At 65.0% G+C, this 25,885-nt stretch carries 28 protein-coding genes; 6 read left to right on the top strand and 22 right to left on the bottom strand.

Translation table 11 applies throughout. The features are described 5' to 3' along the window. Positions 1-104 precede the first annotated feature (104 nt). Both AABA48_RS10145 and AABA48_RS10140 read right to left on the bottom strand, forming a co-directional pair. A complete protein-coding gene (locus AABA48_RS10145) occupies positions 105-1,487 on the bottom strand; it encodes a TldD/PmbA family protein (RefSeq protein ID WP_286350352.1) in 1,383 nt (460 codons plus the stop codon). Next, positions 1,472-1,726 (bottom strand): DUF4911 domain-containing protein, encoded by a 255-nt coding sequence (locus AABA48_RS10140; RefSeq protein WP_010941562.1) that lies wholly within the window; start codon positions 1,724-1,726, stop codon positions 1,472-1,474. The genes AABA48_RS10145 and AABA48_RS10140 overlap by 16 nt, the downstream gene beginning before the upstream one ends. 294 nt (positions 1,727-2,020) lie before the next feature. On the opposite strand from AABA48_RS10140, the gene AABA48_RS10135 reads away from it, so the two are divergent. The 3 genes from AABA48_RS10135 (at position 2,021) to AABA48_RS10125 (ending at position 6,428) form a co-directional block, all read left to right on the top strand. Beyond that, complete coding sequence (locus AABA48_RS10135; protein ID WP_235044973.1) at positions 2,021-2,902, top strand: formylglycine-generating enzyme family protein; 882 nt, start codon at positions 2,021-2,023, stop codon at positions 2,900-2,902. A gap of 2 nt (positions 2,903-2,904) precedes the next feature. Then, entirely contained in the window at positions 2,905-4,716 is a 1,812-nt protein-coding gene (gene recQ, locus AABA48_RS10130; protein ID WP_338270152.1) for a DNA helicase RecQ, read from the top strand. A gap of 116 nt (positions 4,717-4,832) precedes the next feature. Continuing rightward, complete coding sequence (locus tag AABA48_RS10125) at positions 4,833-6,428, top strand: DUF445 family protein (protein WP_286350350.1); 1,596 nt, start codon at positions 4,833-4,835, stop codon at positions 6,426-6,428. A gap of 24 nt (positions 6,429-6,452) precedes the next feature. On the opposite strand, the gene AABA48_RS10120 is transcribed toward AABA48_RS10125, so the two are convergent. From AABA48_RS10120 to AABA48_RS10050, 15 genes are all read right to left on the bottom strand, one after another. Beyond that, on the bottom strand, positions 6,453-7,394 hold the full coding sequence (locus AABA48_RS10120) for a Trm112 family protein (protein ID WP_286350349.1): 942 nt from the start codon (positions 7,392-7,394) through the stop codon (positions 6,453-6,455). Positions 7,395-7,433: 39 nt separating this feature from the next. After that, complete coding sequence (locus AABA48_RS10115) at positions 7,434-7,700, bottom strand: hypothetical protein (RefSeq protein WP_338270149.1); 267 nt, start codon at positions 7,698-7,700, stop codon at positions 7,434-7,436. A gap of 530 nt (positions 7,701-8,230) precedes the next feature. Then, entirely contained in the window at positions 8,231-8,623 is a 393-nt protein-coding gene (locus AABA48_RS10110; RefSeq protein WP_286350347.1) for a response regulator, read from the bottom strand. A gap of 40 nt (positions 8,624-8,663) precedes the next feature. Beyond that, positions 8,664-9,044, bottom strand: a complete 381-nt coding sequence (locus AABA48_RS10105) for a response regulator (protein ID WP_010941569.1) — start codon at positions 9,042-9,044, stop codon at positions 8,664-8,666. Further along, positions 9,041-10,411: a sensor histidine kinase gene (locus tag AABA48_RS10100; protein WP_286350346.1), complete on the bottom strand. Its 1,371-nt coding sequence runs from the start codon at positions 10,409-10,411 to the stop codon at positions 9,041-9,043. Before AABA48_RS10100 ends, AABA48_RS10105 begins: the two co-directional genes overlap by 4 nt. Next, a complete protein-coding gene (locus AABA48_RS10095) occupies positions 10,408-11,277 on the bottom strand; it encodes an HDOD domain-containing protein (protein WP_286350345.1) in 870 nt (289 codons plus the stop codon). The genes AABA48_RS10100 and AABA48_RS10095 overlap by 4 nt, the downstream gene beginning before the upstream one ends. Beyond that, on the bottom strand, positions 11,264-11,596 hold the full coding sequence (locus AABA48_RS10090) for a hypothetical protein (protein WP_286350344.1): 333 nt from the start codon (positions 11,594-11,596) through the stop codon (positions 11,264-11,266). The genes AABA48_RS10095 and AABA48_RS10090 overlap by 14 nt, the downstream gene beginning before the upstream one ends. Before the next feature lie 273 nt (positions 11,597-11,869). Beyond that, entirely contained in the window at positions 11,870-12,070 is a 201-nt protein-coding gene (locus AABA48_RS10085) for a cold-shock protein (RefSeq protein WP_014551463.1), read from the bottom strand. Between the two features lie 89 nt (positions 12,071-12,159). Beyond that, complete coding sequence (gene rpsU / locus AABA48_RS10080) at positions 12,160-12,360, bottom strand: 30S ribosomal protein S21 (protein ID WP_010941574.1); 201 nt, start codon at positions 12,358-12,360, stop codon at positions 12,160-12,162. 189 nt (positions 12,361-12,549) lie between these two features. Next, positions 12,550-13,221 (bottom strand): HesA/MoeB/ThiF family protein, encoded by a 672-nt coding sequence (locus tag AABA48_RS10075; RefSeq protein WP_286350343.1) that lies wholly within the window; start codon positions 13,219-13,221, stop codon positions 12,550-12,552. 3 nt (positions 13,222-13,224) lie between these two features. Continuing rightward, entirely contained in the window at positions 13,225-13,512 is a 288-nt protein-coding gene (locus AABA48_RS10070; RefSeq protein WP_235044974.1) for a MoaD/ThiS family protein, read from the bottom strand. Beyond that, a complete protein-coding gene (locus AABA48_RS10065; protein ID WP_010941577.1) occupies positions 13,512-14,735 on the bottom strand; it encodes an NAD(P)/FAD-dependent oxidoreductase in 1,224 nt (407 codons plus the stop codon). The genes AABA48_RS10070 and AABA48_RS10065 overlap by 1 nt, the downstream gene beginning before the upstream one ends. A 1-nt stretch (position 14,736) precedes the next feature. Beyond that, the gene (locus AABA48_RS10060) at positions 14,737-16,542 is read right to left on the bottom strand and encodes an aldehyde ferredoxin oxidoreductase family protein (RefSeq protein WP_286350342.1); all 1,806 of its coding nucleotides are present in this window, start codon (positions 16,540-16,542) and stop codon (positions 14,737-14,739) included. Position 16,543: 1 nt separating this feature from the next. Then, complete coding sequence (locus AABA48_RS10055) at positions 16,544-17,023, bottom strand: 4Fe-4S dicluster domain-containing protein (protein WP_010941579.1); 480 nt, start codon at positions 17,021-17,023, stop codon at positions 16,544-16,546. Between the two features lie 64 nt (positions 17,024-17,087). Further along, the gene (locus tag AABA48_RS10050; RefSeq protein ID WP_338270138.1) at positions 17,088-17,813 is read right to left on the bottom strand and encodes a hypothetical protein; all 726 of its coding nucleotides are present in this window, start codon (positions 17,811-17,813) and stop codon (positions 17,088-17,090) included. Between the two features lie 162 nt (positions 17,814-17,975). Between AABA48_RS10050 and AABA48_RS10045 the strand changes: the two genes are divergently transcribed. The 3 genes from AABA48_RS10045 (at position 17,976) to AABA48_RS10035 (ending at position 21,884) form a co-directional block, all read left to right on the top strand. Continuing rightward, positions 17,976-19,877, top strand: coding sequence for an ATP-binding cassette domain-containing protein (locus AABA48_RS10045; protein WP_338270136.1), 1,902 nt, complete (start codon positions 17,976-17,978; stop codon positions 19,875-19,877). 155 nt (positions 19,878-20,032) lie between these two features. Beyond that, positions 20,033-21,373 carry a DEAD/DEAH box helicase gene (locus tag AABA48_RS10040; protein ID WP_286350339.1) on the top strand — a complete coding sequence of 447 codons (1,341 nt, stop codon included), beginning with the start codon at positions 20,033-20,035 and terminating at the stop codon, positions 21,371-21,373. A 151-nt stretch (positions 21,374-21,524) separates the two neighbouring features. Continuing rightward, positions 21,525-21,884: a hypothetical protein gene (locus AABA48_RS10035; RefSeq protein ID WP_338270133.1), complete on the top strand. Its 360-nt coding sequence runs from the start codon at positions 21,525-21,527 to the stop codon at positions 21,882-21,884. A gap of 93 nt (positions 21,885-21,977) precedes the next feature. Here the strand turns inward: AABA48_RS10035 and AABA48_RS10030 are convergent, their stop codons facing one another. From AABA48_RS10030 to AABA48_RS10010, 5 genes are all read right to left on the bottom strand, one after another. Continuing rightward, positions 21,978-23,162 (bottom strand): methyl-accepting chemotaxis protein, encoded by a 1,185-nt coding sequence (locus tag AABA48_RS10030; RefSeq protein WP_286350337.1) that lies wholly within the window; start codon positions 23,160-23,162, stop codon positions 21,978-21,980. A gap of 190 nt (positions 23,163-23,352) precedes the next feature. Continuing rightward, entirely contained in the window at positions 23,353-23,727 is a 375-nt protein-coding gene (locus tag AABA48_RS10025) for a YbaN family protein (protein WP_286350336.1), read from the bottom strand. Between the two features lie 16 nt (positions 23,728-23,743). After that, positions 23,744-24,946 carry a methionine adenosyltransferase gene (locus AABA48_RS10020; protein WP_286350335.1) on the bottom strand — a complete coding sequence of 401 codons (1,203 nt, stop codon included), beginning with the start codon at positions 24,944-24,946 and terminating at the stop codon, positions 23,744-23,746. Positions 24,947-25,114: 168 nt separating this feature from the next. Continuing rightward, complete coding sequence (locus AABA48_RS10015; RefSeq protein ID WP_010941587.1) at positions 25,115-25,336, bottom strand: hypothetical protein; 222 nt, start codon at positions 25,334-25,336, stop codon at positions 25,115-25,117. A gap of 34 nt (positions 25,337-25,370) precedes the next feature. Next, positions 25,371-25,607: a hypothetical protein gene (locus tag AABA48_RS10010; RefSeq protein WP_286350334.1), complete on the bottom strand. Its 237-nt coding sequence runs from the start codon at positions 25,605-25,607 to the stop codon at positions 25,371-25,373. Positions 25,608-25,885: the final 278 nt, after the last annotated feature.

Raw genomic sequence — 25,885 nt, 5'->3', positions numbered from 1 at the left:
CGCGACGCGAGCCATCCGTGGCCCCTCCCCTCCGGTGACGGAGCGGGAGGTACATCCTTCCCTCCTGAAACATCGCATGGCGCCGTCCATCGCTGCCAATTGCATCATGCCGCGCCGCCCACCGTTATTTCGTCGATGAGAAGCGTCGGTTGGGCATCGGAGACCGGCACTCCCTGACCGTCCTTGCCGCAGGTCCCGATGCCGAAGCCGAGATCGCTGCCGACCTTGACGATCTTCTTGAGAATGTCCGGGCCGTTGCCGGTAAGGGTGGCTCCCCTGACCGGTTCCCCGATGGCTCCATTTTCAATAAGATATCCTTCGGTGACTTCGAACACGAAGTCGCCGTTTACCGTATTTACCTGCCCGCCGCCCATCTTGCGGACGAAGAGTCCCTGGCCGACCCCCCGCACGATCTCCTCCGGGTCCGACTCGCCGGGGGCAATGAGGGTGTTGGTCATCCGGACGATGGGCTTGGTGTGGTACCCCTCGCGCCTGCCGTTGCCCGTGGAGGCGCAGCCGTCCTTCATGGCGGACAGCCGGTCGTAGAGATACCCTTTCAGGATGCCGTTCTCCACCAGTACCGTGCGCTGGGCCGGGGTTCCCTCATCGTCGAAGGAGAACGAGCCCCGCGCGTTGGGGATGGTGGCGTCGTCGATCACCGTCACCAGGGGCGATGCCACCTGTTGCCCCACTTTTCCCGTGTAGACCGACAGGCCGTTGCCGGCCAGGTCCGCCTCAAGGCCGTGGCCGATTGCCTCGTGCACCATGGTGCCGCCGGCCTCCGACGAGAGGACCACCGGCATCAGCCCTCCCGGCGCCTTGCGCGCGCCGAGCATCATGACCGCCCGGCGGGCGGCGGCACGGGCGATCTCTTCGGGGGGGCGCTCCCGGAAGATCTCGTGGCCCATGAATTTCCCCGTTGCTTCATAGCCGGTCTGGATCACGTCCGCGCCAGCAGCAACCACATGGGCCAGGTACAGGGTGCCCGTCCGATTGGTTTCGATGAAGTCGCCCAGTGAATTGGCGATCTGGCATTTCACTCGGCTGTCGCGATAGGCAATTGTAACTTGCCGAATTGTTTCGCTGATGTCGCGGGCAGCCTTGTTGCCTCTCTCCACCAGTGCAATTTTTTCATGGAGAGCTACGCCATCTGGCGTAATTTCTATGGGGAACCCTGCCCCCATTGCCCTCGGTTTTAGGGCGATGACCTGCTCAAAGACCTTGCCCCGCACTGCCCTGCTCACCGTTGTGGCCAGTTCCATGAGGGCGGTGCCGGTCACCTCGTTGGTGTACGCGTAGGCGGTGCGGAGATCGGAAATGACCCGGATCCCCACCCCGCGGTCCGTTCCGGCGAGGACCTTCTCGATTTTTCCGTCCTCGCAGAATACTGCGGTGGTGGAGCCTTCTTCGAAGTAAATCTCCGCGAATTCACCGCCGCCCGCGAGGGCCTGTCGCAGGATGGCGGATAGGTTCATCTGGTCGAGCATATCTCTTGTTTCCCGTCACCTTGCACCTTTTTTAAAGCAATTTCAGTGCCGAGTGCTGTTAAAAGTTCGTTGACAGTTTCCGTTAAATCGCTGGGGTATCGTACCGTGACGGTTCCGTTCGACTTGTCGGCCGAGCTGAGTACTGCGAGGCCTTCGTAGGACTCCAGGACAAAGTGAAGGTAGGCGATATCCTTTCGTGCGACCTGAAAGGAGCGGAATGCTTCGCGGGGGGCGGTCACGGTGTCTCCTCCGGTCATTTATGGTGTTAAGTATGTATCACGCAAGTGCTTAGAAAACAATATAAAAATTATGATACTCGAACACTTCGAAATAGCTTGAACTCTGCCTGTGCAGCGACGCCGGAAGCTGGTTGACAGGGGGAGCGATTGCACGATACAAATTAATCGCACTTAACTGGAGTGGTGGCGAAATGCCGCAGTCGGTGCAAAACAGCTTGGTGGCCGGGTTGTCTTTTGCGGGGGCTGTGCGTACAATAGTGAGTCCGTGGCCACAGTTTTTTCGGAGGGAGATGCATGAAGATGATCCGTGCCGTGCATAGTGCGGCGATTGTGTTGCTTGTTTTCAGTTATATGGCGGAATTTTCCGGTGCCGCTTCTGGGGGGTACGCCCCAGCTTCGGTCGGGACTCAGCCTGTAGGGACAAGCTTTCGCGACCGGCTGGCCGACGGATCGCCCGGTCCGGTCATGGTGGTGATTCCACCGGGTCGCTTCCGCATGGGAGCAATTTTCGGCGGTGGCGACCCTGACGAGAAGCCGGTCCATGAGGTGAGCATTCCCCGAGCCTTTGCCATCGGGGCGTATGAGGTGACCTTTGCCGAGTACGATCGGTTCTGCGAAGCCACGGGTCGTGAAAAACCTAAGGATGGCCGCCGCTGGTTCGGCCCCTTGTCGCGAAACTGGGGAAGGGGCAACAAGCCGGCCATGAATGTCTCCTGGGATGATGCGGTGGCCTACGTCAAATGGTTGTCTGACCAGACGGGACACCGCTATCGCCTGCCGAGTGAGGCCGAGTGGGAGTACGCGGCCCGCGGCGGCAAGGATACCCCCTACTGGTGGGGTGGCACGGTCGGCCAGAACAAGGCCAACTGCAAGGGGTGCGGCAGCCGGTGGGACAAGAAGATTACTGCGCCGGTGGGCTCCTTCGCGCCCAACCCCTACGGTATGTTCGACACCGCCGGCAACGTGTGGGAGTGGTGCGTCGACACCTGGCACGAGAGTTACGACGGTGCCCCGGCGGATGGCTCTCCCTGGATTGGCGGAGAGGATTCCCGCCGGGTCCAGCGGGGAGGGTCCTTCGGCAGCAAGCCCCGCTACATCCGCTCATCGGCCCGGGGGCGGGGTGCCCAGGATGGCCGCTACGTCTACCTGGGCTTCCGGGTTGTGCGGGAACTCTGACCGTGGGGCACGAAACCCTCGCCGTCCTCCGCACGGTCTTCGGGTACCGGTCCTTCCGCCCGTTCCAGGAGGAGATCGTTGACCGGGTGGCGCGCGGGGGCGATACGTTCGTCCTGATGCCCACCGGCGGCGGCAAGTCCCTCTGTTACCAGATCCCCTCCCTGGTGCGGCCCGGCGTGGGGATCGTGATTTCCCCCCTCATTTCCCTCATGAAGGACCAGGTGGATGCCCTGCGCGAGAACGGCGTGGCAGCGGCCTGCTACAACTCGACCCTGGGCGAGCGGGAGTCGCGCCGGGTGCTCGCCCGGCTCCACGGCGGCGAGCTGGACCTTCTCTACGTGGCCCCGGAACGGCTCATGACCGATGCCTTTCTGGAGCGGCTACGGGAGATACCCATCGCGCTCTTCGCCGTTGATGAGGCCCACTGCGTCTCCCAGTGGGGGCACGATTTCCGTCCCGAGTACGTGGAGCTGGGACGGTTGCGGGGGCTGTTCCCGACCGTGCCGATGATCGCCCTGACCGCCACCGCCGACGCCCAGACCCGAGGCGACATCGTGACGCGGCTGGGGCTTCGGGACGCCGAGATGTTCGTGACCGGCTTCGACCGGCCCAATATCCGCTACAGCGTTCTGGAAAAGCAGAAGCCGTTCCGGCAACTGGAGGAGTTCCTGGCGACGCGCCCCCGGGAGGCGGGCATTGTCTACTGCCTTTCCCGCAAGCGGGTGGAAGAAGTGGCGGAGAAGCTCCGGGCGGCCGGGGTGGAGGCGGGGGCCTATCACGCCGGGCTTGCCGACGCGGAACGGAGCCGGGTCCAGGAGGCGTTCCTGCGGGACGACATCCGGGTGGTGGTGGCCACGGTGGCCTTCGGCATGGGGATCGACAAGCCCAACGTCCGGTTTGTAGTCCACTACGACCTGCCCAAGAACATCGAGAGTTACTACCAGGAAACCGGGCGGGCCGGCCGCGACGGTCTCCCGGCCGAGGCGCTGCTCCTCTTCGGCTACGGCGACATCCCGGTCTCCCGCTCCCTCATCGAGTCGGGCGGGAACCCCGAGCAGGTGCGGATCGAGCTGCACAAGCTGAACGCGATGGTGGGGTTCGCCGAGGCACTCGTCTGCCGGCGCCGGGCACTGCTCGGCTACTTCGGCGAGCGGCTGGAGGAACCTTGTGGCAACTGCGACCTCTGTCTGGCTCCGCCCGAAACCTTCGATGCCACCGAAGAGGCCCGCAAGGCCCTTTCCTGCGTCTACCGGGTGGGGCAGCGCTTCGGCGTGGGGCACGTGATCGATGTCCTGCGCGGTTCGCGGAGTGAACGCATCCTGGCCCTGGGCCACGACCGGCTCTCGACCTACGGCATCGGCGCCAGCCTGGCGGCCGAGGCCTGGGGGAGCATCATCCGCCAGCTCATCCACCGGGGATACCTGGAGCAGGACCTGGCCAACTACTCGGTGCTGAAGCTGACCCCTGCGGCCCGGCCGCTGCTGCGGGGCGAGGAGAGCCTGGTCCTGGCGAAGCCGCGGCTGCGGATGGCCGCTCCGAAAAAGGAAAAGGCCCCCCGCCGGCCGGGAGCCGCCACGCCGGCGGAGCGGGGCGAGGAGCTCTTCCAGGAGCTGCGGGCGCTCCGCAAACGGTTGGCGGATGACCAGCAGGTTCCTCCGTATATCATCTTCAGCGATGCGACCCTGGCCGAGATGGCGTCGCTGCGGCCGACCACGCCGGAAGAACTTTTGCGGGTGAACGGGGTGGGCGAGCGGAAGCTCGGCCGCTACGGCGCCCCGTTCCTGGAGGCGATCCGGAGCCATGGCGCCGGTTGAGTGGGTTCTTTCCCCGTTCCCCATGTTGCGCGGGGCGCTCCGGTGTGCTATTGAACCGGGTGGGCCGACGCCCGAAGCGCTCGCCGTTTCCCATCCCCTTGCAAGCAGGTAATCCCATGTCGCTCCAAAGCATGCTCCCCTACGTGACGCCGCCGGTGGTGGGCGCCGTCATCGGTTACGTAACCAACGACATCGCCATCCGGATGCTCTTCCGGCCCCTGAAGCCATGGCGCGTCTTCGGCATCCGCGTCCCCCTCACTCCGGGGGTCATTCCGGCGGGCCGCCACGAGTTCGCCGCCACCATCGGCCGGATGGTGGGCACCCACCTGGTAACGGGGACCGACGTGGCCCGGGCTTTGGGCAAGGATTCCTTCCGCCGCGAGCTTCAGGAGGCGGTGAGCGGCAAGCTGGACACCCTGCTGGACAGGGATTTGGGCACGGTGGGCTCCCTCCTGCCGGAAGGGTTTGAGAGCTGGCTCCGTGATGGGGTTGACCTGGCGGCCCGCCGGGCCGGCGAGACCGTTGCCGGATACCTGCAGGGCGAGGATTTTCGCCGGGAGCTGTCCCTGTTTCTCCGCGACCTGGAGGAGCGGGTGCTCCCCCGCGAACTGGAGCGGATCCTCGCGGGGGAGACGGGCGATGCGGTGCGGGCCGGGGCCGGACGCGCGCTGGCGGCGCTGCTCCAGTCGCGGGGGGTGAGCCGGGCCGTGGCCGGGCTGGTGGATGACAAGCTCGACGAACTGCTGGCATCGGAGCGGCCGCTGCGGGAGCTCCTGCCGCCGGAGCTGGTGGAGCTGGCGACGGCCCAGGCCCGGGAGGCGGTGCCGGTCATCCTGGGCCGGGTGGCGGAATTCGTCCGTTCCCCGGAGATCCGGGATACCTTCGAGGCCAAGCTGCGGGAGGGGGTTCAGCAGTACCTGGCCAATCTGAAGGGGACCCTGGGCTTCATGGCGGGCTTCATCAGCGTGGAGAAGCTCAACTCGTACTTCCCCGGCCTGGTGGGGAGCGTGACCGACGAGGTGGTGCGCTGGCTGGGAGAGGAAACGACCCACCGGCGGGTGGCGGCCATGGTGGATCAGGGGCTCGGCCGGATTCTGGACCGACCCCTGGCCGCGACGGTGGAGCAGCTCCCCTATCGCCGCGTGGCGCTCCTGCGCCGGTCGATCCGCCGGGGCGCGCTGGGGGTGGTGCGGCGGCCGGAAACCGCCGGCTTCCTGCTGGCCCTGGCCGAGCGCGAACTGGTGAGGCTGGCGGCTGATCCCTCCCGCCCGATACTGGAACGGCTCGCCCCCGAAGATGACCCCTCCCGGCTGCGTGAGGGCCTGGTAGGGTGGCTGACGGACAGGCTGCGCGATCCCGGAATCCGCGCAACCCTGGAGCGGATCGTGGCCGGCCGGGTGGAGGAGTGGCTCTTCAATCGCCCCCTGGGCCGGCTGTCGGCACGGATCTCGGCCGAGGTCAGGCGCGACCTGGACCAGCTGATCTACCGCCAGGTGGCGGACCTGCTGGAGCGGGAGGCCCCGCCCCTGATCGATGCCCTGGACGTGGCGCGCATGGTTGAGGAGAAGATCAACACCCTGGACATTCTGGCGGTGGAGGGACTGCTCCTCTCCATCATGCAGAAGCACTTTCTCTACATCAATCTCTTCGGAGCCCTGCTGGGCTTCGTGATGGGGTCTTTCAACGTGCTGCTCATGGGGCTCGGACGGTAGAGGGGCGGCCAGTCGTGCCGGTTTTCAGCGGGAAGCCGCGAGAAACCGGCTCCTGACCAGTTCGAAGTGGTTGTGGTGGGAGCGGAGCTTCCAGTCAACGCTCCCCTGCCGGTCGATGCGCCAGGGTGGGGCGATGATGCCGTCCTTTCCCTCCAGGAGAGCGCGGACGTTGTCGATTCCCCGGCCCGCGTAGGGCCCTCCGGCGGTACCGCCGAGCCATGCCTCCTCGGGGGTGTTGGCCGTGGACCAGGAAAATGGATCGGAGAAGAGGAAGGAGGCGCCGGCGGCCAACGCCACGCGGTTGACCTCGTAGAGGTGGGCCAGGGGGTGGCGGACCCGGTCCACCAGGTTGAGGGACGCGGTCTGGTCGAAGCTGCCCCGCGCAAAGGGTATCCTGAGGGCATCGGCCACCACGAATTCGGTCCGGTCGGTCTGCCAGTGGCCGGGCAGCTCGATCCGGAATTCCTCCCGCAGGTTTCCCTCCAGGGGGAGCGAGAAGTCGATCCTCCCCTCGGCGGCCAGCCGCCGGGCCGTGCGCACGAAGGCGACGGACAGGTCGCACCCCACGGCAATCTCGCTCCGCTGTGCCATCTCGAAGGTCAGCCGCCCCACGGCGCACCCGGCGTCGAATGCCCGCCCGCCGCCGGTGGCAAGACACCCCGCCCAGTCGCCGTAGGCCGTTCCCGCGTCGAGGTCCCCCATCAGGTCGGCAAAGTGGCTCCAGAGGTAGGAGTTCACCGTTGCCGCCTCCTCGTACTTCCATTGTCCCCCCCATGGCCCTTCCTCCGGCTCCGGCAGCAAGAGCGCCACCCCTTCGCGGATCGGGTAGCGGCGACGGCACCTGCGGCAGGAGAGGGTGCCGCTCACGATGTCTTCGGCCCGTTCATCGGCCCCGGAGAGGTCCAGGGGGTGTTCCTTGGGAAGGCAGGCGGGGCAGATGAGCAGGGGGAGCAGAATGCGTTTCATGGGATACCTCCCGCAGGGGGATGCCGCTGGGGGGAGTGGTCAATCGTGGATGGCGGCGAGGAAGGGGTGGAACAGCCCCTCCCGCTCCAGCAGGTGCCGGACCGCGTCCGCCCCCCGGGGGAGCAGGTCGCTCAGCCGGTGTTCCCGCTCAAGGTGGACGAGGACCGGGAAGCTGCCGTAGAGGGAGAAGGAAAAACGGGCCATGAGCGTCAGGGCGGCCCGCTGTTCGAGCTCTTCGCCCAGGTCCCGGGTGGCCGCCACGTAGTGCATGGGAAAGGCAACCACCGAGCGGTCGAGACTTTCCACGAAGCCTCGTTTTTCCTCGCTGGAGAGTTCCGAGAAGTCCGCCCCGCACCAGCGGCTCTCCCGGGTGGCCAGAAGCGCCCGACAGGAAAAGGGGCGGACGGCATAGACGCCGCAGGCCCCATCATGATCCAGGAAGGGACAGTAGCCCGCCTCCCGCCGATGGAGGCGCAGCCAGCCGGTGAGGTCCCGGGCCCGGGGAGAAGCTGCCGCAACCGCGCCACATGCCCGGCAACGGCCGCTGCCTGGAGATCGCTGATGACGTCCGCGACCCGGACTGCTTCGGTGAAGGTGCAGTTGACGGTCAGGGAGCAGCAGGCGCTGCAGCCCCTGCCGCAGTGGACCCGTCCGCCCCCCTCGGCGTAGCCGTCGATCCAGCGCCGGATCGCCCCGTCGAACCGCTCCTGCAGTATCCGCACTTCATCGCACACTTCCCGCCGCATGGAGTCCCCTTGGCCGGCCGGTGTCCCAGCCATTTTCCGGCAAGCTTATCACAGGATCCGCGGTGCGGCGAAGGGGAAATCCCGCGGTGATCAGGCCGCCGTGAGTCCCAGGGTCTGGATCTGCTCCAGCAGCTTCTCCCGTTCGAGAGGCTTCACGAGGTAGGCTTCGCACTGGTTGCAGAAGGCGGCCATGACATTGTCCCGGTCCTTGAGGGCCGTGGTCATGATGACCTTGACGGGTGAGTCGATGTCCCGTTCTTCCTCAAAGTGGCGAATTGTCTTGAGCACCTCGTGACCGGTCATGGAAGGCATCATGATATCGAGGCAAATGAGGTCGAATGGCTCTCCCAGCTCGTGGGCCCAGGTGAAGGCGGCAAGGGCTTCGTGGCCGTCGGCGGCCTCGGTGCACCGGCCCAGCGGCTCCAGGTAGGCCAGCATCAGGCGGCGGCTTGCGGGGTCGTCTTCTACAATGAGAATCTTCATGGCTGCTCCCGTGGTGTCCGGCCCCGAGGGGACGGGCGTGTCAGTTCAGATGTTTCTCCAGAACGGCAAGAAATTCGTTGCGGGTGATCGGTTTGATGAGAATGTCGTCGAACCCGGCGTTGAGGAATGAGCGACGCTCTTCACTCATGGCGTGGGCAGTATAGGCGATGACCGGCAGGCGTCGGTCACGGGTCTCATGCTCCCGGATGGAGCGGCAGACCTCGGTGCCGGAGATGTCGGGCATGCCGATGTCGAGCAGGACCAGGTCCAGTTCCTCCCGGTGATTCAGGGCGTAGTCGAGCCCCTCGCGGCCGCTGTCCTTCTCTATCAGCCGGTAGAGGGTACCGTTGAGCATGGCCGACACGAGCCGGCGGTTCATGAAGTTGTCGTCCACGATGAGAATGGTGCGCTGACGGGTCATGGGACCTCACTGTGCAGGGGCGGCGGGCACGGGGGGAGGATGACCCGGAAGGTGCTCCCCAGCCCCGGGCCCGGGCTTTCCGCCCGGATGGTGCCGCCATGAAGTTCCACCAGTTTCCGGGTGAGGGGAAGCCCCAGCCCGGTCCCTTCGTAGCGGCGGGTCGCGGAACCGTCCGCCTGGACAAAGGGGTCGAAGATACGCTCCAGATCCCCGGTAGCCAGGCCGATGCCGCTGTCCTGTACGGCGATCATGATGCTCCCTTCACGCTCTCCGGCCTGCGAAAGGTCGATTGACAGGGTGACGCTGCCGCCGTCGGGGGTGAATTTCACTGCGTTCGCCAGCAGGTTGAACACGATCTGCTTCAACTTCCGCTCGTCCGCCGTGATGGTCGGGGGGACGCCGGGCGCCACCTCTTCCGCCAGCCGGATACGGTGCTGCAGGGCCCGCTCCTTCACCATGACGAGGCTGCCGGAGGCGAGTTTCCGGATGTCCACGTCCGACGGTTCCAGCTCCATCCGCTCGGCCTCGATCTTGGAGAGGTCGAGGATGTCGTTGATGAGCGACAGGAGGTGGCGGCTGGACTGGAGGACGTAGCCGAGGAATTCCGCCTGGATGTCGGTCACCTGGCCGTAGGTGCGGGACAGGAGGACGTCGGTGAAGCCGATGACGGCATTGAGCGGCGTGCGGAGCTCGTGGCTCATGGTGGCCAGGAACTCGCTCTTGGCCAGGTTGGCCGATTCTGCCATCTCCCGGGCGGCCTGGAGCTCGCTGGTCCGCTCCCGGACGCGCTCCTCCAGGTGTTGCATGTGGTCCCGCAGCATGGCGTGGAGCGTGGCGCTCTCCAGGGCGTAGGCGCAGGTGTAGAGCACGATTGAAAGGGCGTTGAGCGACGGCACGTCCATCGTGGCGATCTCCGCCGGGAGCAGGGCCGCGAACATCCCCTGCACCTCGGAACGGGTGGCGATGACGTGGAGCAGGAGCATGTATTCCCCATCGGCCGACGGCACGGTAATGGCCTGGTTCCGGTTAAGGGCCCAGGCAAAGGTGCCATCCATGATCTTGGCATCGATCTCCGTCTGGAGGGCCGCACGGCAGGAGGGGGGATCGCTGGCGGCCAGCTCGAAATCCCCGTCCTTGCCAACCTCCAGGCATCCCATGCCCCGCAGGGGGATGAGCCGTTTCACCTGGGCCATGGTGGCCCGGAAGATGGCCCGCGAATCCTTGGCGCGGCTCAGGCCGGCCTGGAAGTCGCCGCTGGAGGCGAGCATGTCCAGAATCGCCACGTAGCGGAGATTGGACTCCTCAAGGTAGCGGATCCGTTCCCCCCGCGGGTCGGTCGGGGATATGGCGTGGATCGTGCCGGTCATCCGTTCTCCGTCAGGATGGCAAACGTTTCTTCCAGCTGCTGCTCCGATTGCCTGATGATCGCGCCGAGCATGCTGACCGGGATGCCGACCCGGTCCCATGCCTCGGTGGCCAGGGGGGGGACGTACCATTCGCCGCTGAAACCGAATTCCATGGCCTGGCAGATGATGTCTGCCAGGTGGATGATCGACGTCTCAAGGGGAAACTGCTCCGCCTTTGCCGGAATGTGGTGGCAGGCCACGGGCTCGGCGATGTTCGGCGGGATCTTCCATTTTTTCAGGATGGCTCCTCCCACCGTGGCGTGGTCGAAGCCGAGCCGGCGACGCTCCGTGGCGAAATGGAGCGACTCGTTGTCACGGCTCTCCTCCAGCATCTCCCGAACCGTGCCGGGAATGGCGGTACACATGACCAACTGTCCCAGATCGTGCAGCATGCCGGCCACGAAGAACCGCTCCACGTTCACCTCGCGGCGGCTGGTGGCCAGATTTCGGGCAATGGTCCCGCAGGCGATGCTGTGCTTCCAGAAGGAAGTCATCCCCATCAGGTCTTCCGGAATCCCCTTGAAAATGCCCATGACCGAGGCGGCCAGGGCCAGGTCGCGCAGTTGCTGGGTGCCGATGATGGTCAGCGCCCTGGTGATGGAGTCGACCCGGGAGTGGTAGCCGAACAGGGGGCTGTTGGCGAGCTTGAGGATGCGCGCCGTGAGCCCCTGGTCCTCAGTGATGATCCGGCCGATGTCGGCGATGGAGCTGCGGGGGTGGTTGATGGCCTCGTTGAGGCGCTCGTAGAAGAAGGGGAGGGAGTAGACCGTTACCGTCTCCTCCACGAGCCGCTCAAGTGATATCCGGTCGCGGTCAGGATGCGCCATGCATGGCCTTTCTCACCGCACCGAGGCGCATGATCTCCCGCATGGCCGGATGTTCCAGGTCCGTGTGGAGGAAGAGGGGGCGCAGGCCTTCTTCAGCGGCGGCCAGCTCGGCCGGGCTGATCTCTTGGGGGAGGTGGTTGCCGGGATCGTCGTCCATGCCGGCGATGTCGGCTTCCGCGACCCCCCAGGTGCGGAAGATGTGGAGATGCTTGGCCGTCAGCTCCGCGCCGGCCCCCAGCAGGAGCCTGCCCGTTCGGTCAATGACGTCCGCGGCCAGGGTCATGCCGACGTCGAGATTATCGATGGGGACCATCCCCATGAAGACCTCCGGAAGGTAGACATTGGAAACATATTCGCAGCGTTAGGTACGGACATGTTCCACGTCGCTCACTGGTATCTCATCGGCTGGATAGACCTAAACTTTAGTCGTTGGGCGGGATTGCCCGGGGGTGGGCCTGCGGGACGGCTGGAGCGCCCGATGCTCGAGGCGCCGGTGGAAGGCCTGCTTCGTTAAGGCCAAAAAAGAGAAAGGCCCGCGTGAACGGGCCCTTCGATGGTGCCGTGCCGCCGGGAGGCGGCTGCCGGACGGACGTTAGAGCTTGCAGACGTTGGCGGCCTGGAGTCCCTTGGGGCCGTTGACCACGTCAAAGGTCACTTCCTCGCCTTCTGCCAGCGACTTGAATCCGGAACCCGTGATCGCGGAGAAATGGACGAACACGTCGACACCGTTCTCCTGCTCGAGGAAGCCAAAGCCCTTGCTGTCGTTAAACCACTTTACCCTGCCTTTTGCCATGGTGTTCATTCTCCTGCTTTCGCGTGATATGTCCGGGGGCTGGCCCGGCTTCAAGCCGCTGCGCGGCCTGTTTCCCATCCTGCCCGGCGTCAGTCCCTGTCGGGCTTTCTGAACCGCTGGGCCTTCCTTCTCTTGCGCTCGGCCTCCATCTGCTTGCGCTTCTTCTTGACCGAGGGCTTTTCGTAATGCTTGCGTTTTTTGATCTCCTTGAAGAACCCTTCGGTCTGGAGCTTGCGCTTCAGCAGCCGGAGGGCCTTGTCCACATCGTTTCCCTGAACGCTTACCTGCACGTGATCTCTCCTTCCCCGGTCGGTAGACGTTGGGTCGTCCGTGGCTAGTTGCCGCTGCCCTCCCGAAAATAAAAATGGCCAAGGGATTCCTTTAACGCACCTCGGCCGGCACATTCCAAAAGTGCTGATACATTAGCACAAAGCGGGGACATGTGCATGTAAAATTCGATATTGTTCGGCAATTATTCATCACACGTCGAGAAAAGAGCAGGAATAATCGGTCAGGTCGACGACAAGGACCCGGTCCGCAAGTCCCGGTCGGCCCCGGATGGCTCGCGTGAGTTCATGGGCCATGTATCCGGCGATGACGGCGGGCCCGGCGGGGGTGACCGGGATGGGGCCCGCCGGCTGCCTGCTGCCGGCAAAGATCTCGTCGATGGGACGTGACACCCCCTTGACCAGGGTGAGCACCTGCCCGTGATCTCCCTGGATGGCCCCGTGAATAAGGATCGTGCCGTCCGCAAGTGAGTTGAAGAGGGCAAAACGACCGGAAAAGCTGTCGAGGCAGTCGGCAACGCAGTTGATGCCGGCCGGTGGGGTGAAGGCTCCGTCGATACGTACGTCAAGGGGAATTGCCTGGACGGCGCCGTTGATGGCCATTATTTTCCGGGCTGCCGCCGTTACCTTTTTCTGCCCCACATCCCCTTCGTCGTAGAGGAGCTGGCGGTTCAGGTCGGGCCAATCCACGACGCCGTGGTCAGCCAGATAGAGCATTCCCACGCCGGCTCGTGCCATGAGCTGAGCCACGGTGGCGCCGAGCCCCCCGACCCCGGCGATCAAAATGGCCGACCGTTCCAGCATCCGCTGGTTCTCTTCGCCCCAGACGAGTACCTGCCGGCTGTAGCGCTCTCCCCCGGTCACGGCTCAGCCCCCCGCGCCCGGCGGGAACAGGGCCACCGTGTCACCGTCGCGGATGGGGGTTTCCAGCCCCTCCAGGTGGTGAATGTTGCGGCGGTTCACCAGGATGATGGTGCCCGTGTGGAGGACCCCGTCGCCGTCCAGCAGCTTGCGGGAAAGGGGGCTCCCCACCGCTTGCTCCGCCCTTTGGACCAGGCTTCGGACCGTCTCCCCCGCCTCCCAGGGGAGTTCCACGACTTCGCGCCCGAGCATCAGGCGCAGGAGACTGTAGAACCGGACGCTGACCATGGGCATCAGGCAAGCCGGGCCAGGGCCGCGGCCTGGGTGCCGGTTCCCCGCAGGAAGGTGGGGCCGGGGAAGAGGGCGCGGGTTCTGACCAGTTGATAGTAGAGGCCGGCGTCGTTGGTCTCGCCGATCATGGTGGCGCCGATGACGCGGTCGCGCCCGTCCAGAAAGACCTTGCGGAACCGGCCGGTGAACGGGTCGCGAGCCGTGGCGGTTCGGGGGGCGTCGTCGCGGCAGTAGCCCACCACGGCCACATCCACGCCGAAGACCTCGGTGGTGTTGTTCTTGAGGCTCCCCTCGTAGGCACAGTCGAAGCCGAGCATATTCAGGGCCGCGATCTCCCCCTGCTCCACCGCGGTCAGCCAGTTGCCCTGGATGGTCGGCTCTCCGGTGACGAAGTCCTTTCCCTCGGCCACGTCACCGGCAGCGAAAATCTGGGGGTGGCTGGTGCGGCAGCGCTCGTCCGTCACGATGCCCTCCCGCACTTCCAACCCCGCCCGGAGGGCCAGGTCAGTGTTGGGAACCACCCCCTTGCCTACCAGCAGCATGTCGGTGACGATCCGTTTGCCCGTGGCCAGGGAGAGCTCCAGCCGGTCAGTGCCGGACAGGTTCACGATGTCGTCCCGTTTGTGAAGGACAAGGCCGTCTGCCAGGAAGCGCTCCTCCAGGATAGCGGATGCCTCAGGGTCCACCACCCGGCTGAAGACCCGATCCGAGCCGATCACCAGGTGCCGCTCCACCTCCGGTCCCGCATGGGAGAGCAGCGGGATGCTCACAAGTCCCGCGCCCACGGCGGTGACGCTTCGGGCCCCCTTCAGGAGCCGCTCCAACCGGTCGGCGTCCGCCAGGTGCCGCAGGGTGCAGACCCCCTCGGCGGTCACCTCCAGTCCCCGGGCTTCGGCCCCGGCGGCAATGAGGAGTTGCCCGAACCCCACCGCCGTGCCGTCTGCCAGGAGGAGACGGTGCCGTTCCGCATCCAGTTCCACTGCAGCATGGCCAAGGAGGGTGGCGATACCGTAGTGGTCGTAGAAATCGCTTCCCACGATGAAAAGGTTTCCCCGAAGGGTCTTGCCGCCAACATAGTAGGGGGTCAGGACCCTGGAGTAGGCCGGGCAGTTCTCCCGGTCGACCATGGCTACGGATACGCTGCGGGAATGCCTGCGGATGGTGCGCAGGGCCTGCATTCCCGCCGCGCTGTTGCCGATGATGACGATGTCGAAGTGCCGTTCCACGTCAGGCGAGTCCCAGTGACTTCAACTTCTCATCTGTGGGAATGCCCTGTTCGTCCCAGCCCCGGGTCCGGTAGTAGTCGGGGAGCATCTCGGCGAGCCGCGCCACCGATCCCTGCATGGGGCCGTCTGGCAGGGGCTCCGACAGGAGCCGGGGCGGGAGGGTGTCCTGGGACGGGTCGATCCCCGCCTTCAGGTTGAACTGCCGCTCCAGGTTCCAGATCCGGTCGCCGGCCTCCAGTAGTTGCTCCAGCGAGTACCCCAGCCCCGTGGCCGCGTTGAGAAAGGCGGATACTTGAGGCGCGCCGATGGCAAAGGTGGTGAAGAGGCAGATGCCCGCCGAGTCCACCACGGCCGTGAAGTCCTGGAATGCCTTGGTCCAGCCCGCCTTACCCTCGGTAACGGCCGGGTCCAGTTTCTCCGGTACGCCGAGGATTTCGGGGGATACCATGTAGCCCCGCACGTGACAGGCGCCCCGGTTGCTGGTGGCGTATTCCAGGGCCATCCCCTGGATGCCCCGGGGGTCGTAGGCCGGGAACTCCTGTTTCTTTACCGTCATGGAAAGCTCGGGCGCTCCGTAGCTCTCGGCCAGCCGCCAGGAGCCGAGGCCCAGCTTTGCGCCGAACCCCTCGGCCGTGCCCATGAGCTGGAACATCCGCACCAGGGCGTCGCCGTCACCGAAGCGCAGCGGTATTCCCGTCTCACCTTCGGTCAGGAGCCCCCGCTCGAAGAGCTCCATGGCACAGGCCACGGTGCCGCCGGCGGTGATGGTGTCCATGCCGTACTCGTTGCAGAGGTAGTTGGCCTTGGTGATTGCCGCCAGATCGGAGATCCCGCAGGCGGCCCCCAGGGCCCAGAGGGTTTCGTACTCGGGGCCTTCGCCGCTCTCGGTCCAGCGGGGGTCGGCCAGGCGGGTTACCCGGCCGCAGGCGATGACGCAGCCGAAGCACCCTTTGTTCCGCCGGAGCCAGGTCTGGGCCAGGCGCTCACCCGAGATATCCTCAGCCCCTTCAAAGGTGCCGGACTGGAAATTGCGGGTGGGGAGAGCGCCGCTCTGGTTGATGACGTTCACGAGCACCGCCGTTCCCAGGGCCGGAAGCCCCTCGGCCGTCACCGGATGACCTTTGAGGAGCCGGTACGACTCGCGGGCCGCCTCCCGGTAGGCGGCCGGGTCGGCCATGGTCACGCCGCCGGTGCCGCGCACGGCCACCGCCTTGAGGTTCTTGCTCCCCATGACCGCGCCCACTCCGCTGCGTCCGGCGGCCCGGTGCTTGTCGTTCACGATGCAGGCGAACCGGACCATCTTCTCCCCGGCCGGGCCGATGGCCGCCACCTTGGCATCGCCGTGGAACTCGCGCCGGATCATGTCCTCGGTCTCGTAGGTGGTCTTCCCCCAGAGGTGGGAGGCGTCGGCCAGTTCGGCCTTCTGGTTGTAGATTTTCAGGTAGACCGGTTTTTCAGCCTTCCCCTCCACGATGATCAGGTCGAAGCCGGCGAAGCGAAGTTCCGCCGGGAAGTAGCCGCCCGAGTTGGAACTGGCGATGGTACCCGTGAGGGGCGACTTGGTTACCGCCACGTAGCGGCCGTTGGCGGCCCCGTAAGTGCCGGTGAGCGGACCGGTTGCCAGGATCAGCTTGTTGCGGGGGGAGAGGGGGTCCACGTCGGGGGCCACCTCCTCGACCAGGTAGCGGGAGCCCAGTCCGCGGCCGCCGATGAATTCCCGTGCCCACGTCCCGTTCAGTTCCTCGATGCTGCAACGCCGCGCCGCCAGGTCTACCCGCAGGACTCTGCCGTGCCATCCGCTTCCCATGTCACACCTCCATCTGGCCGTCTTTGACGGTCTGGACGAATTTGAGCACCTTTGCCCGCAGCGGCGCGTCTTCCTCGGCGAATGTCAGGCAGTGGGTGGGGCAGAAGATGACGCATTCGGGTACATCGGGAGCGCAGAGCGTGCACTTGTCGGCCTTCCTGGTCTCGGGAAGGTACTTGATCATGCCGAAGGGACAGGCGCTGACGCAGGTGCGGCAGCCCACGCACTTCAGCTCGTCCACTGCCACCACGCCGCTGGCCGCATCTTTGGCGATGGCCCCCTTGGGGCATGCCTTGAGGCACCAGGGATCGTCGCACTGCATGCAGGTGACGGTGATGAACTTGGCCTCCTCCAGGAAAACCTCATTGACGATGCGGGCCTTGCTGGGCGCGAACTCCCCGCGGTGCCTGAACGAACAGGCCAGCTCGCACGACTTGCAGCCGACGCATTTGGCCGGCTCGACGCGGATCAGCTTCTGCATGGTGACCCTCCTTTAGGGGTATGCCGGGGAGTCGCGGTAACTGGAAACTCCCACTCGGTTTGCGTCATTGGAGCGGTGTGTCCAGGGTTTCCTCCCCATAGCCGTCGCCCGTGAAATAGGCTTTCATGAAGTCGCGGTGACGCGCCGCCACCACCGGGGAGATGCCCACCGTCGCGGCTGCCTGGTCGAGCAGTTGCTCCTCGCCAGCCGACGGGTTCTTCTGCCGTGCCGCCTCCAGGGCCATGGTGACGGCCAACCCGGCCCCGAAGGTCTCCTTGTCGGGGCGGTAGAGCCGGGGGCGGTCGATCCGGCGTCCGGTACCGTCAGTGGTGCCGATGAGTGCGTTGTGTCGCTCGATCTGTTCCTGGGAGGGGATCCCGTAGCGGATGACGGTCCGGCCCTCACGGTACGTTGCCCTGGCCAGGGTGCACTGGGTGCACTCCACGGCGGGCTTGAGCTCAAGGGTTATCATCTTCGCTGCCGGGGCCTTTTTCTTCACGGCCGTGAGCATTGCCAGCACCGCCGGCTTGATCCGTTCCCGGTCGGTATCGAACCGGATGATACCGATCCCGTTTAGGGCGGCCCCATCCCCGGAGATGCGGACGTTGCGGATTTCGAAGTGAAGGTCCTCCTGCACCGTCCCGGTGGCGTAGGGGGGCGATTTCGGGTCGCCCGCCGGCAGGGATGGCCCGGCCGGGGCCGGCTCCAGCCAGATGCCGATTCGCCAGGCCAGGAACAGCGACAGGAACAGGGATATGATGCCGACGACGATGCGCGTTGACTGATTCATGGTTCTCCGGGCGAGGGGGCGGGTCCGCTCGTTCGTGATAATTGTCAATGGTACCGGGGATTGCCGCCAATGCAAATGGCTCAGGTGCCAGTGGAGGATTGACGCCGGGAGGCAAAACAGTGAATACTGTCACTCCTGCAAACCGGAACGGAAGGAGAAGTCGTGGCACTCATCACCTTGCGCAACATTACCCTCGCCTTCGGCGGCCCGCCGCTCTTCGACGGCATCAACCTCCAGATCGGGGAAGGGGAGCGCCTCTGCCTCATGGGGCGCAACGGCACCGGTAAATCGACCCTGCTGAAGTTCATCGCCGGCGAGATTCCACCGGAGGGGGGCGAGATCATGCGGCAGCAGGGGGTGCGGGTGGCCCTGGTCTCCCAGGAGGTCCCCCGCGACCTGGAGGGGACCGTGTTCGACGTGGTGGCCCAGGGCATGGGCGAGGCCACGGCGCTCCTGGCCGAGTACCACCGGGTGAGCCATCTGCTGGCCGTTGAGGGGGGAGAGGGGCTCCTGGCGCAACTGGCCACCCTCCAGAAGCGACTGGAGGAGACCGGCGGCTGGCATCTCCACCAGGAGGTGGAACGGGTCCTCAACCGGCTCTCCCTGGATGCGGACGCCCCCTTCGCGAGCCTTTCCGGCGGCACCAAGCGCCGGGCGCTCATGGCCCGGGCACTGGTGGCGGCGCCGGACATCCTGCTCCTGGACGAGCCCACCAACCACCTGGACATCGATACTATCCTCTGGCTGGAGGAATTCCTGGCCAAAAACGTCACGACCCTGCTTTTCGTCACCCACGACCGGGCCTTTGCCCGCCGGCTCGCCAACCGGGTGGCCGAACTGGACCGGGGGCGGATCTACGCCTTTGCCTGCGGCTACGACGAATTCGTGGAGCGGCGCGAGGCGCTCCTGGAGGCGGAGATCACCCGCCAGGCCCTGTTCGACAAGAAGCTGGTCCAGGAGGAAGCGTGGATCAGGCAGGGGATCAAGGCCCGCCGAACCCGCAACGAGGGGCGGGTCCGGGCGCTGAAGAAGCTGCGGGAGGAGCGCCGGCAGCGGCGCGAGCGGCAGGGAACGGCCACGATCCGGCTCCAGGAGGCCGAGCGGTCCGGCGCCCTGGTGGTGGAGGCGGAGAACGCCTCCGTCGGCTACGGAGACCGGGCCGTCATTGCCAACCTCACCACCACTGTCATGCGCGGGGACCGGGTGGGGATCATCGGCCCCAACGGCTCGGGCAAGACCACCCTGCTCCGGCTCCTGCTGGGGGAACTCGAACCTCAGCAGGGGGCGGTCCGCCTGGGCACCCGCCGGGAGGTGCTCTACTTCGACCAGATGCGCGAGCAACTGGACCTGGACCGGACCGTGCAGGAAAACGTAGGCGAGGGGAACGACACCGTCATCATCAACGGCCGGAGCCGCCATGTGATCGGCTACCTGCAGGATTTCCTCTTCCCTCCCGAACGGGCGCGCACGCCGGTCAGCATCCTGTCCGGCGGGGAACGCAACCGCCTCCTGTTGGCCAAGCTGTTCACCAAGCCCTCCAACGTGCTGGTGATGGACGAGCCCACCAACGATCTTGATGCCGAAACCCTGGACCTGCTTGAGGATCTGCTGCTGGAGTATTCCGGCACGCTGCTCCTGGTGAGTCATGACCGGGAATTCCTCAACAATGTGGTGACGAGCACCCTTGTCCTGTCGGGCGACGGTCAGGTGCGGGAATACGTGGGGGGCTACGACGACTGGCTCCGTCAGGCCGCCGCCGAGACGCCGGCAGCAAAGCAGCAACCGGCGAAGGCGTCCGCCGATACTTCGGCCAAGACCCGTGAGCGGAATGAAAAGCCCCGTAAGCTCAGCTTCAAGGAGGAGCGTGAGCTTGAAGCGCTCCCGGAGTGGATTCATCAGTTGGAGGAGGAGCAGGAGCGTCTCCACGCCACCCTGGCCGATCCGGAGTTCTATCGCGGCGCCGGCGCCGAAGTGGCGGCGCTCAATACCCGGTTGGCGGAGCTGGAGGGTGAGCTGGAAACGGCCTATGCCCGTTGGGAAGAGCTGGAAAGCCTCAGAGGGTAGAAGCGGGCGCTCCCGCTTTACTCCTTGACAGGGTTTGCCGAAAGCTGGTACGGTCGCCCAATCTCAACCAGCTGTTTCCGGACAACGTATCAGATCAGGCCCTGGAAAGAACCGGGGCTTTTTTGTTTTCAGGCGGCAGCACCAAGGAGTATTTCATGGATTTCACATCGTTCGGGTTTCATCCGGCCGTGGCCGGAGGGGTTGCGGCCGCCGGCTACGAGACCCCCACGCCGATCCAGGCCCAGGCCATCCCCGCGGTCATGGCGGGGCGCGACGTCATGGGGCTGGCCCAGACCGGCACCGGCAAGACAGCGGCCTTTGCCCTGCCGATCCTGCACCGGCTGCAGCAGGGAGAGCGCGGCCGCGTCCGGGCCCTGGTCATTGCCCCCACCCGCGAGCTTGCGGAGCAGATCAACGACAGCTTCGTCACCTTGGGGCGGCAGACCCGCCTGCGGAGCGTGACGGTCTACGGCGGGGTAGGGGTGAATCCCCAGGTGCAGAAGCTCAAGGCCGGCGCCGAAGTAGTCGTGGCCTGCCCGGGACGGCTCCTGGACCACATCGCCCAGGGGACCATCGATCTGTCGCGCCTGGAGGTGCTCGTCCTGGACGAGGCGGACCAGATGTTCGACATGGGCTTTCTCCCCGACATCCGGCGGGTGCTCAAGCATCTCCCTTCCCGACGTCAGACGCTGCTCTTCTCGGCCACCATGCCTATCGACATCCGCAAACTGGCCCAGGATATCCTGCTGGACCCGGTGACGGTGCAGGTGGGAAACGTGGCCCCGGCGGTCACCGTAACCCATGCCCTCTACCCGGTTGAGCAGCACCTGAAGACACCGCTGCTCATGGAGCTTCTCCGCCACACGGACACCGAGTCGGTGCTGATCTTCACCCGCACCAAACACCGGGCCAAGCGACTGGGCGAACAGTTGGAAAAGACCGGCTACCGGGCGGCATCCCTCCAGGGGAATCTTTCCCAGAACCGGCGGCAGGCAGCCCTGGACGGTTTCAGGGACGGAACCTTCCAGATCCTGGTGGCTACCGATATTGCGGCCCGCGGCATCGACGTGAGTCAGGTGTCCCACGTGATCAACTACGATATCCCCGACACGGCCGAGGCATACATCCATCGCATCGGCCGCACCGGCCGCGCGGCCCGCAGCGGAGACGCCTTCACCCTGGTGACCTCCGACGACGGGGCCATGGTACGTGCCATCGAGCGGAGCCTCGGCGCCACCATCGAGCGTCGCACCGTGCAGGGCTTTGACTACTCGGTGCCGGCGCCGAAGAAGGATGTGGAGTTTGCCCGTCCGCCCCGTGAGCCGCGCCAGGCTCGCCCCCACGCAAGCCAGCCCAAGAAAGGGGACGTAGCGGCATCCCCGTCTTCCGGCCGCCCGTCCCATCCCAAGGAACCGGGCCGGCGGCAGCCGGGTCAGGGGACGCCCGCTTCGGGCCCGGCGCGCCAGCGGCCCGGAAGTCCCCGCCGGCCGCGCTGACAGGGACAGGTTCCCGATATAATTTTGATAACCGTATTCACTGATCGTCCTCTTGAGGTATAATGTAATCAGACAAGGATACACCGGCAGAGATCATGGCCCGCGGACTTCCGCTCCCAACGAGCCGGAAGCGGACGGAAAGGAGGATGCCATGAGAGGGACGGACATCAGAAGGCTGGTTACCGAGAGTGCTTCCGGCGAGCACCGCTTCGTGCGGTGGTGGCGGAAGGAAAACGACTTCCTCGACTACGACCTGGTCGACAGGTTCCTGGAAAGACTCTCCAGCGACGAGGAGATCGGGGGAGTAGAACTGCTCACCATGAATGACATGGTTGAGGAGGTGAAGCGGATCACGGGTGAGCGCCTGACCATCAGGCACGGCGAGTCCGGTGATACCGTTGAATGGGTTCACGGCGGAAAAGGGGGGGAACGGACCGAAGTCTGCTTCCTGACGCCCGAAACGCTGCTCACCATCTATGATGTGGAAACCCACGGCAACCCCATCGGCTAAGGGGGGGGGATTGATACCATGAAGAAGGCCGCCCTGAACGGGGCGGCCTTTTTTGTGTGCAGGAGGTGTCTCCGGGGTCAGGATAGACGTTCGTCAGGCCGAGAGCTTGAAGCGGTTTACCATCTGCTGGAGTTCCGTCGCCGACTGCGCCAGATCGGCCGCCGCGGTTTCCGTCTGCTGGGCTCCCTGGGCTGCGTCGCGAATCACCAGCGCGATGCGGTGGATGTTTTCCGTGATGCTGGCAGTGGTGGCCGACTGCTCTTCCGCCGCGATGGCCACTTGGGAGACGTGGTCGATGAGGGGGGCAATGTGCTCCTTGATGGCCCCGATGGCCTGGCGGGAGAGATGCATGTCCCGGGTGCCGTTGCGGACACTGTCGGAGCTCTGCTCCATGAGGCCCATCACGTTTTTGACGTCGCCCTGCAGAGCGCCGATGATGGACTGGATTTCTCTGGTGGACGAGGTCGTCCGCTCGGCGAGGTTGCGCACCTCGTCGGCCACCACGGCGAAGCCGCGTCCCTGCTCACCGGCCCGGGCCGCCTCGATGGCGGCGTTGAGCGCCAGCAGGTTGGTCTGATCGGCAATGTCCCTGATGGCGGTGATGATGTCGCCGATCCGTTCGGAGTTGGCGCCCAGCGCGTTGACCGCCGCCATGGTGCCGGACACCATCTGCTCGACCGCCTCCATGATGGTGGTCATCCGGGAGATGGTTTCAGTGCCGCTTTCGGTGGCGTGGCCGGTGCCCGACGCCTCCTCTGCCATCTTCTGACAGTTGTGCGAGATGGCCAGGCTCACCGAGGCCATTTCATCCACCGCCGTGGTGATGGATGCCGATTCTTGGGAGGCGTGGTCGGTCCCTTCGGCAATCTGCGACGAGGTGGTACGGAGCAGGTCGGAGGCGGCGGACAGATCGGCCGCCGTTGTCTGGATTCCGGAGATGATCTTGCGCATGGAGCCCTGGAGCTCCCGCATGGTCATGAGCATCCTGCTGAACTCATTCTTCCGGAACACCGTGATTTCCTGGCTCAGGTCACCCCGAGCCATGGTTTGCAGATAACCGATTGCCCTCTGGATCGGCCGGTTGATGGACCAGATGTTGATCCAGCCGAAGATGCCCCCCAGGACGATAAAGAGGACCACGGATCCGTACTTGATGAGGGCCGAATCGGCTTGAGCGGCCAGTGCCGTCGCGGCGATGCAGGCGCTGTAGCAAATGCAGAGCGTGGCCAGACGGGCCTTTACTGAAAAATTGAGATAGAAATTCCACAGTGACACCATTGTTGCTCCCCCGTGACTAAATAATAACGCATGGCCGTATACAATGTATCGGCGGGGAAGGCGGATAGTTTAGCCAAAAAGGCTTGAAACGGCCGATATTTTTCTGAAAAGGTTGTCGAATGAGTGTAAGGAGGCCGCGGGTAGCCTGTTTGGTGGGTGCTCCGCCGCCGATTGACGACTGTTGAGGGGGCTATTGGATGTCAGCCGGCGCAGTGGGGAGCCGGACAAGATAGATCGTCACGCCTGTGGCGATGGCCAGCAGAAGCACCCGTACCCACGGCATCGGCACCAGCAGGAAGGCCGAGGAGGGCACGGTCAGCCAGACCATGGCAATGGCAACCGTCTTGGCGCGGCGGGGGATGCCCGTACCCTCCAGGTAGCCCCGGACCATGGGACCCAGGTGGGCGTGTTCCACGAGCCAGCGGTGGAATCGGTCCGAGCTGCGCGCGAAGCAGGCCGCGGCCAGCAGAAGAAACGGCGTTGTCGGCACCAGCGGAAGAAAGATGCCGATAACGCCGAGGCCGGTTGCGATGACGCCCACGGTCAGAAAAAGCCATTTGATCACGCAGGAGTTCCTTTCGTCAGCAGACCGGATGACGGCCCTCGGCAAGCTCGAGGCAGAAGTCGCCAATGGTCGCCAGCCCCCTCCCGACGATGTCCTCGGCTTTCCGGGACACATCTGCCACCCGCCGTCCCCGCTCGGGGACAAGCTGTACCGCCGCCATGGCCGGCCGGTCGATGGGGGTGCCGATGCGGCTCAGCAGCAGGACGTGGGCCTCCCTGATCCCTTCGATCTCCTCGCAGATCTCACGCGCCAACCGGTGGGCGAGGATCGTATAGATCTTTCCCACGTGACTCACGGGATTTTTACCCGCCGCCGCCTCGGTCCCCAGCGGCCGCCCAAGGGCGATGACACCGTTTACGCGGTTGCCGCGCCCGACCTGGCCCGAATCGGCGTCTTCAGCCGAGGTGCCGAGCAGGCTCAGGTAGACCCCCCCGAGGCCCCGGCCCGGCACGTCGAGCGTGTTGAAATGGAGTTGGGTACGACGGAATCCGCCCTGTTCCCCGAGGAACGATGTAATTTCCCGTGCCAGGGTCTCTTTACGGGTGAAATAGTCGGCCTCGGATTTCACGAACCGGGCAACGAGCGGCATGGCCAGGGTCACGGCGAGGTCGCTTCCCTGCCGCAGCCCCATGACCTTGATGTCCTCGCCTGAGTCGGGGTGACGGTCCTTGAAGGCGGGGCCGTTGAGATGCCGCTCCAGGCCGAGTACTGCCTGTTCTGTCGGTGAGAGGGGCCAGTAGCCGACAGAGGCCGAGGTGTCGTTGGCGGCCATGACGGCGCCCGGACGGGCAAAGATGTCGGTGAGTTCCGCAGAGCCTGGCGCCAGCATGATCCGGTAGCGGATGTGCTCCTCTGGGTCCACAAAGCGGAGATTGGCGCGAATCCACTCCCGGGCCGCGGTAACGGCGATCTCCGCCACCGGCACGGTCGTGCCTCCCACCGTGAAGGTGGCCCGGTCGCCGATGATGAACTCCATGGGGGTAACCACCCGGCCGCCGCCAAAGCCCTTTTCCACGGTCCCGGCGGCCAGGAGGCTCTTGTCGATGTTGTGATGGAGAATCCTGCCGAATTCGCGCAGGTATGCCCGGCTAAGGGCCACGGAAACGGCATCCACCACGGAGTCGCAGATGGTATCGGGATGTCCGCGCCCCTTGCGCTCGACGATTTCCACCCCTTGTTCGACGACCGGTTGTCCCCGATAAGCCTCGATGGTGATCATACTGATAACTGTAGCATAGGCGGGGATGTTGTCATACGATCAGGGGAGGAGCCGGCAAAAAAAGGGGTCGTACGGCCATCCCGGGCTTCGCGGGGAGCCCGGGGCGGCCGACGACCCCGCATGGCAGAGTGAGACAGTGGGTGTTCAGGGGGGGCGCCGCAGCCGTGTTCAGGTCTTCTGACTCTCGGCAGGCGGTACGGCCCCTTTGGTGCTGCCGGAACCGATGAGGCTCCGGATGGCCGCGATGGTCTGGGCTACGACCACGATGGCGCAGTAACAGATGAAGACGGTGGTAAATACCCCCTGAAAACCCTCCGCCTCGCCAACGGATGCGAACGCCGGCGAGACTCCGCCCAGAACGAATGTGAGTGTGCCGATCCGCGCTTTCATGGGTGCCTCCTTCCGGGGTGCGGACCCCGGGTGTTCAGACGTCATGGAGGGTTGTGAGGGGTATGACGCTGACGCAACTACAACGGAAGAGGCTTCGTACCATGCTCACCAGAAGCAGGGCCACCGGCATGAACTGGATGAGTACCGCAGCTATGCCGATGAATGCGAAAAAGGCCAGCAGGAAGTCATCCATGCAGAACAGGGCGATGATGACTGGCGTCCCTGCATCGTCAATGATGGGGAACGATAGAGCTCCACTCAACAACAGCATGACAAGGCCTCATTGTTTCCGTGTTGTAATCGGGATGCAACGTTATTCATTCTGCAGTAGCCGTACCATAAGACGCATGATGAGAGAATGTCATTGTATGGTGCTGAAATTGCTGAGTAAATTTATCAATGGGCATGCAGTCTGTATCGGGGAAAGGGAGCCATTTGTATGGATTGCCTATACACCGGACAAAGGGGGAAGAATGGCCTTGTAACGGATGGTTGGGGCTAACGTGTTGATAGTTGGGAATTAGGTGCAGGAAATAGGGGGTGCCTGGA

Origin of the sequence: Geobacter sp. 60473 (genome assembly GCF_036323535.1) — a bacterium.
Classification (GTDB): Bacteria; Desulfobacterota; Desulfuromonadia; order Geobacterales; family Geobacteraceae; genus Geobacter; species Geobacter sulfurreducens.
The sequence above is the reverse complement of the archived record's forward strand: the minus strand, read 5'-3'. Positions and strand labels throughout refer to the sequence as shown.

Coding starts and splice junctions, on each gene's coding strand:
- AABA48_RS10135 (WP_235044973.1), top strand. CDS start 2,021: ATGAAGATGATCCGTGCCGTGCATAGTGCGGCGATTGTGTTGCTTGTT.
- AABA48_RS10125 (WP_286350350.1), top strand. CDS start 4,833: ATGTCGCTCCAAAGCATGCTCCCCTACGTGACGCCGCCGGTGGTGGGC.
- AABA48_RS10060 (WP_286350342.1), bottom strand. CDS start 16,542: ATGGGAAGCGGATGGCACGGCAGAGTCCTGCGGGTAGACCTGGCGGCG.
- AABA48_RS10030 (WP_286350337.1), bottom strand. CDS start 23,162: ATGGTGTCACTGTGGAATTTCTATCTCAATTTTTCAGTAAAGGCCCGT.
- AABA48_RS10040 (WP_286350339.1), top strand. CDS start 20,033: ATGGATTTCACATCGTTCGGGTTTCATCCGGCCGTGGCCGGAGGGGTT.
- AABA48_RS10085 (WP_014551463.1), bottom strand. CDS start 12,070: ATGGCAAAAGGCAGGGTAAAGTGGTTTAACGACAGCAAGGGCTTTGGC.
- AABA48_RS10110 (WP_286350347.1), bottom strand. CDS start 8,623: ATGAAGATTCTCATTGTAGAAGACGACCCCGCAAGCCGCCGCCTGATG.
- AABA48_RS10105 (WP_010941569.1), bottom strand. CDS start 9,044: ATGACCCGTCAGCGCACCATTCTCATCGTGGACGACAACTTCATGAAC.
- AABA48_RS10015 (WP_010941587.1), bottom strand. CDS start 25,336: ATGAAAGCGCGGATCGGCACACTCACATTCGTTCTGGGCGGAGTCTCG.
- AABA48_RS10020 (WP_286350335.1), bottom strand. CDS start 24,946: ATGATCACCATCGAGGCTTATCGGGGACAACCGGTCGTCGAACAAGGG.
- AABA48_RS10145 (WP_286350352.1), bottom strand. CDS start 1,487: ATGCTCGACCAGATGAACCTATCCGCCATCCTGCGACAGGCCCTCGCG.
- AABA48_RS10035 (WP_338270133.1), top strand. CDS start 21,525: ATGAGAGGGACGGACATCAGAAGGCTGGTTACCGAGAGTGCTTCCGGC.
- AABA48_RS10070 (WP_235044974.1), bottom strand. CDS start 13,512: ATGCCCATGGTCAGCGTCCGGTTCTACAGTCTCCTGCGCCTGATGCTC.
- AABA48_RS10120 (WP_286350349.1), bottom strand. CDS start 7,394: ATGAAACGCATTCTGCTCCCCCTGCTCATCTGCCCCGCCTGCCTTCCC.
- AABA48_RS10090 (WP_286350344.1), bottom strand. CDS start 11,596: ATGGGGATGGTCCCCATCGATAATCTCGACGTCGGCATGACCCTGGCC.
- AABA48_RS10100 (WP_286350346.1), bottom strand. CDS start 10,411: ATGACCGGCACGATCCACGCCATATCCCCGACCGACCCGCGGGGGGAA.
- AABA48_RS10010 (WP_286350334.1), bottom strand. CDS start 25,607: ATGCTGTTGTTGAGTGGAGCTCTATCGTTCCCCATCATTGACGATGCA.
- AABA48_RS10055 (WP_010941579.1), bottom strand. CDS start 17,023: ATGCAGAAGCTGATCCGCGTCGAGCCGGCCAAATGCGTCGGCTGCAAG.
- AABA48_RS10095 (WP_286350345.1), bottom strand. CDS start 11,277: ATGGCGCATCCTGACCGCGACCGGATATCACTTGAGCGGCTCGTGGAG.
- AABA48_RS10050 (WP_338270138.1), bottom strand. CDS start 17,813: ATGAATCAGTCAACGCGCATCGTCGTCGGCATCATATCCCTGTTCCTG.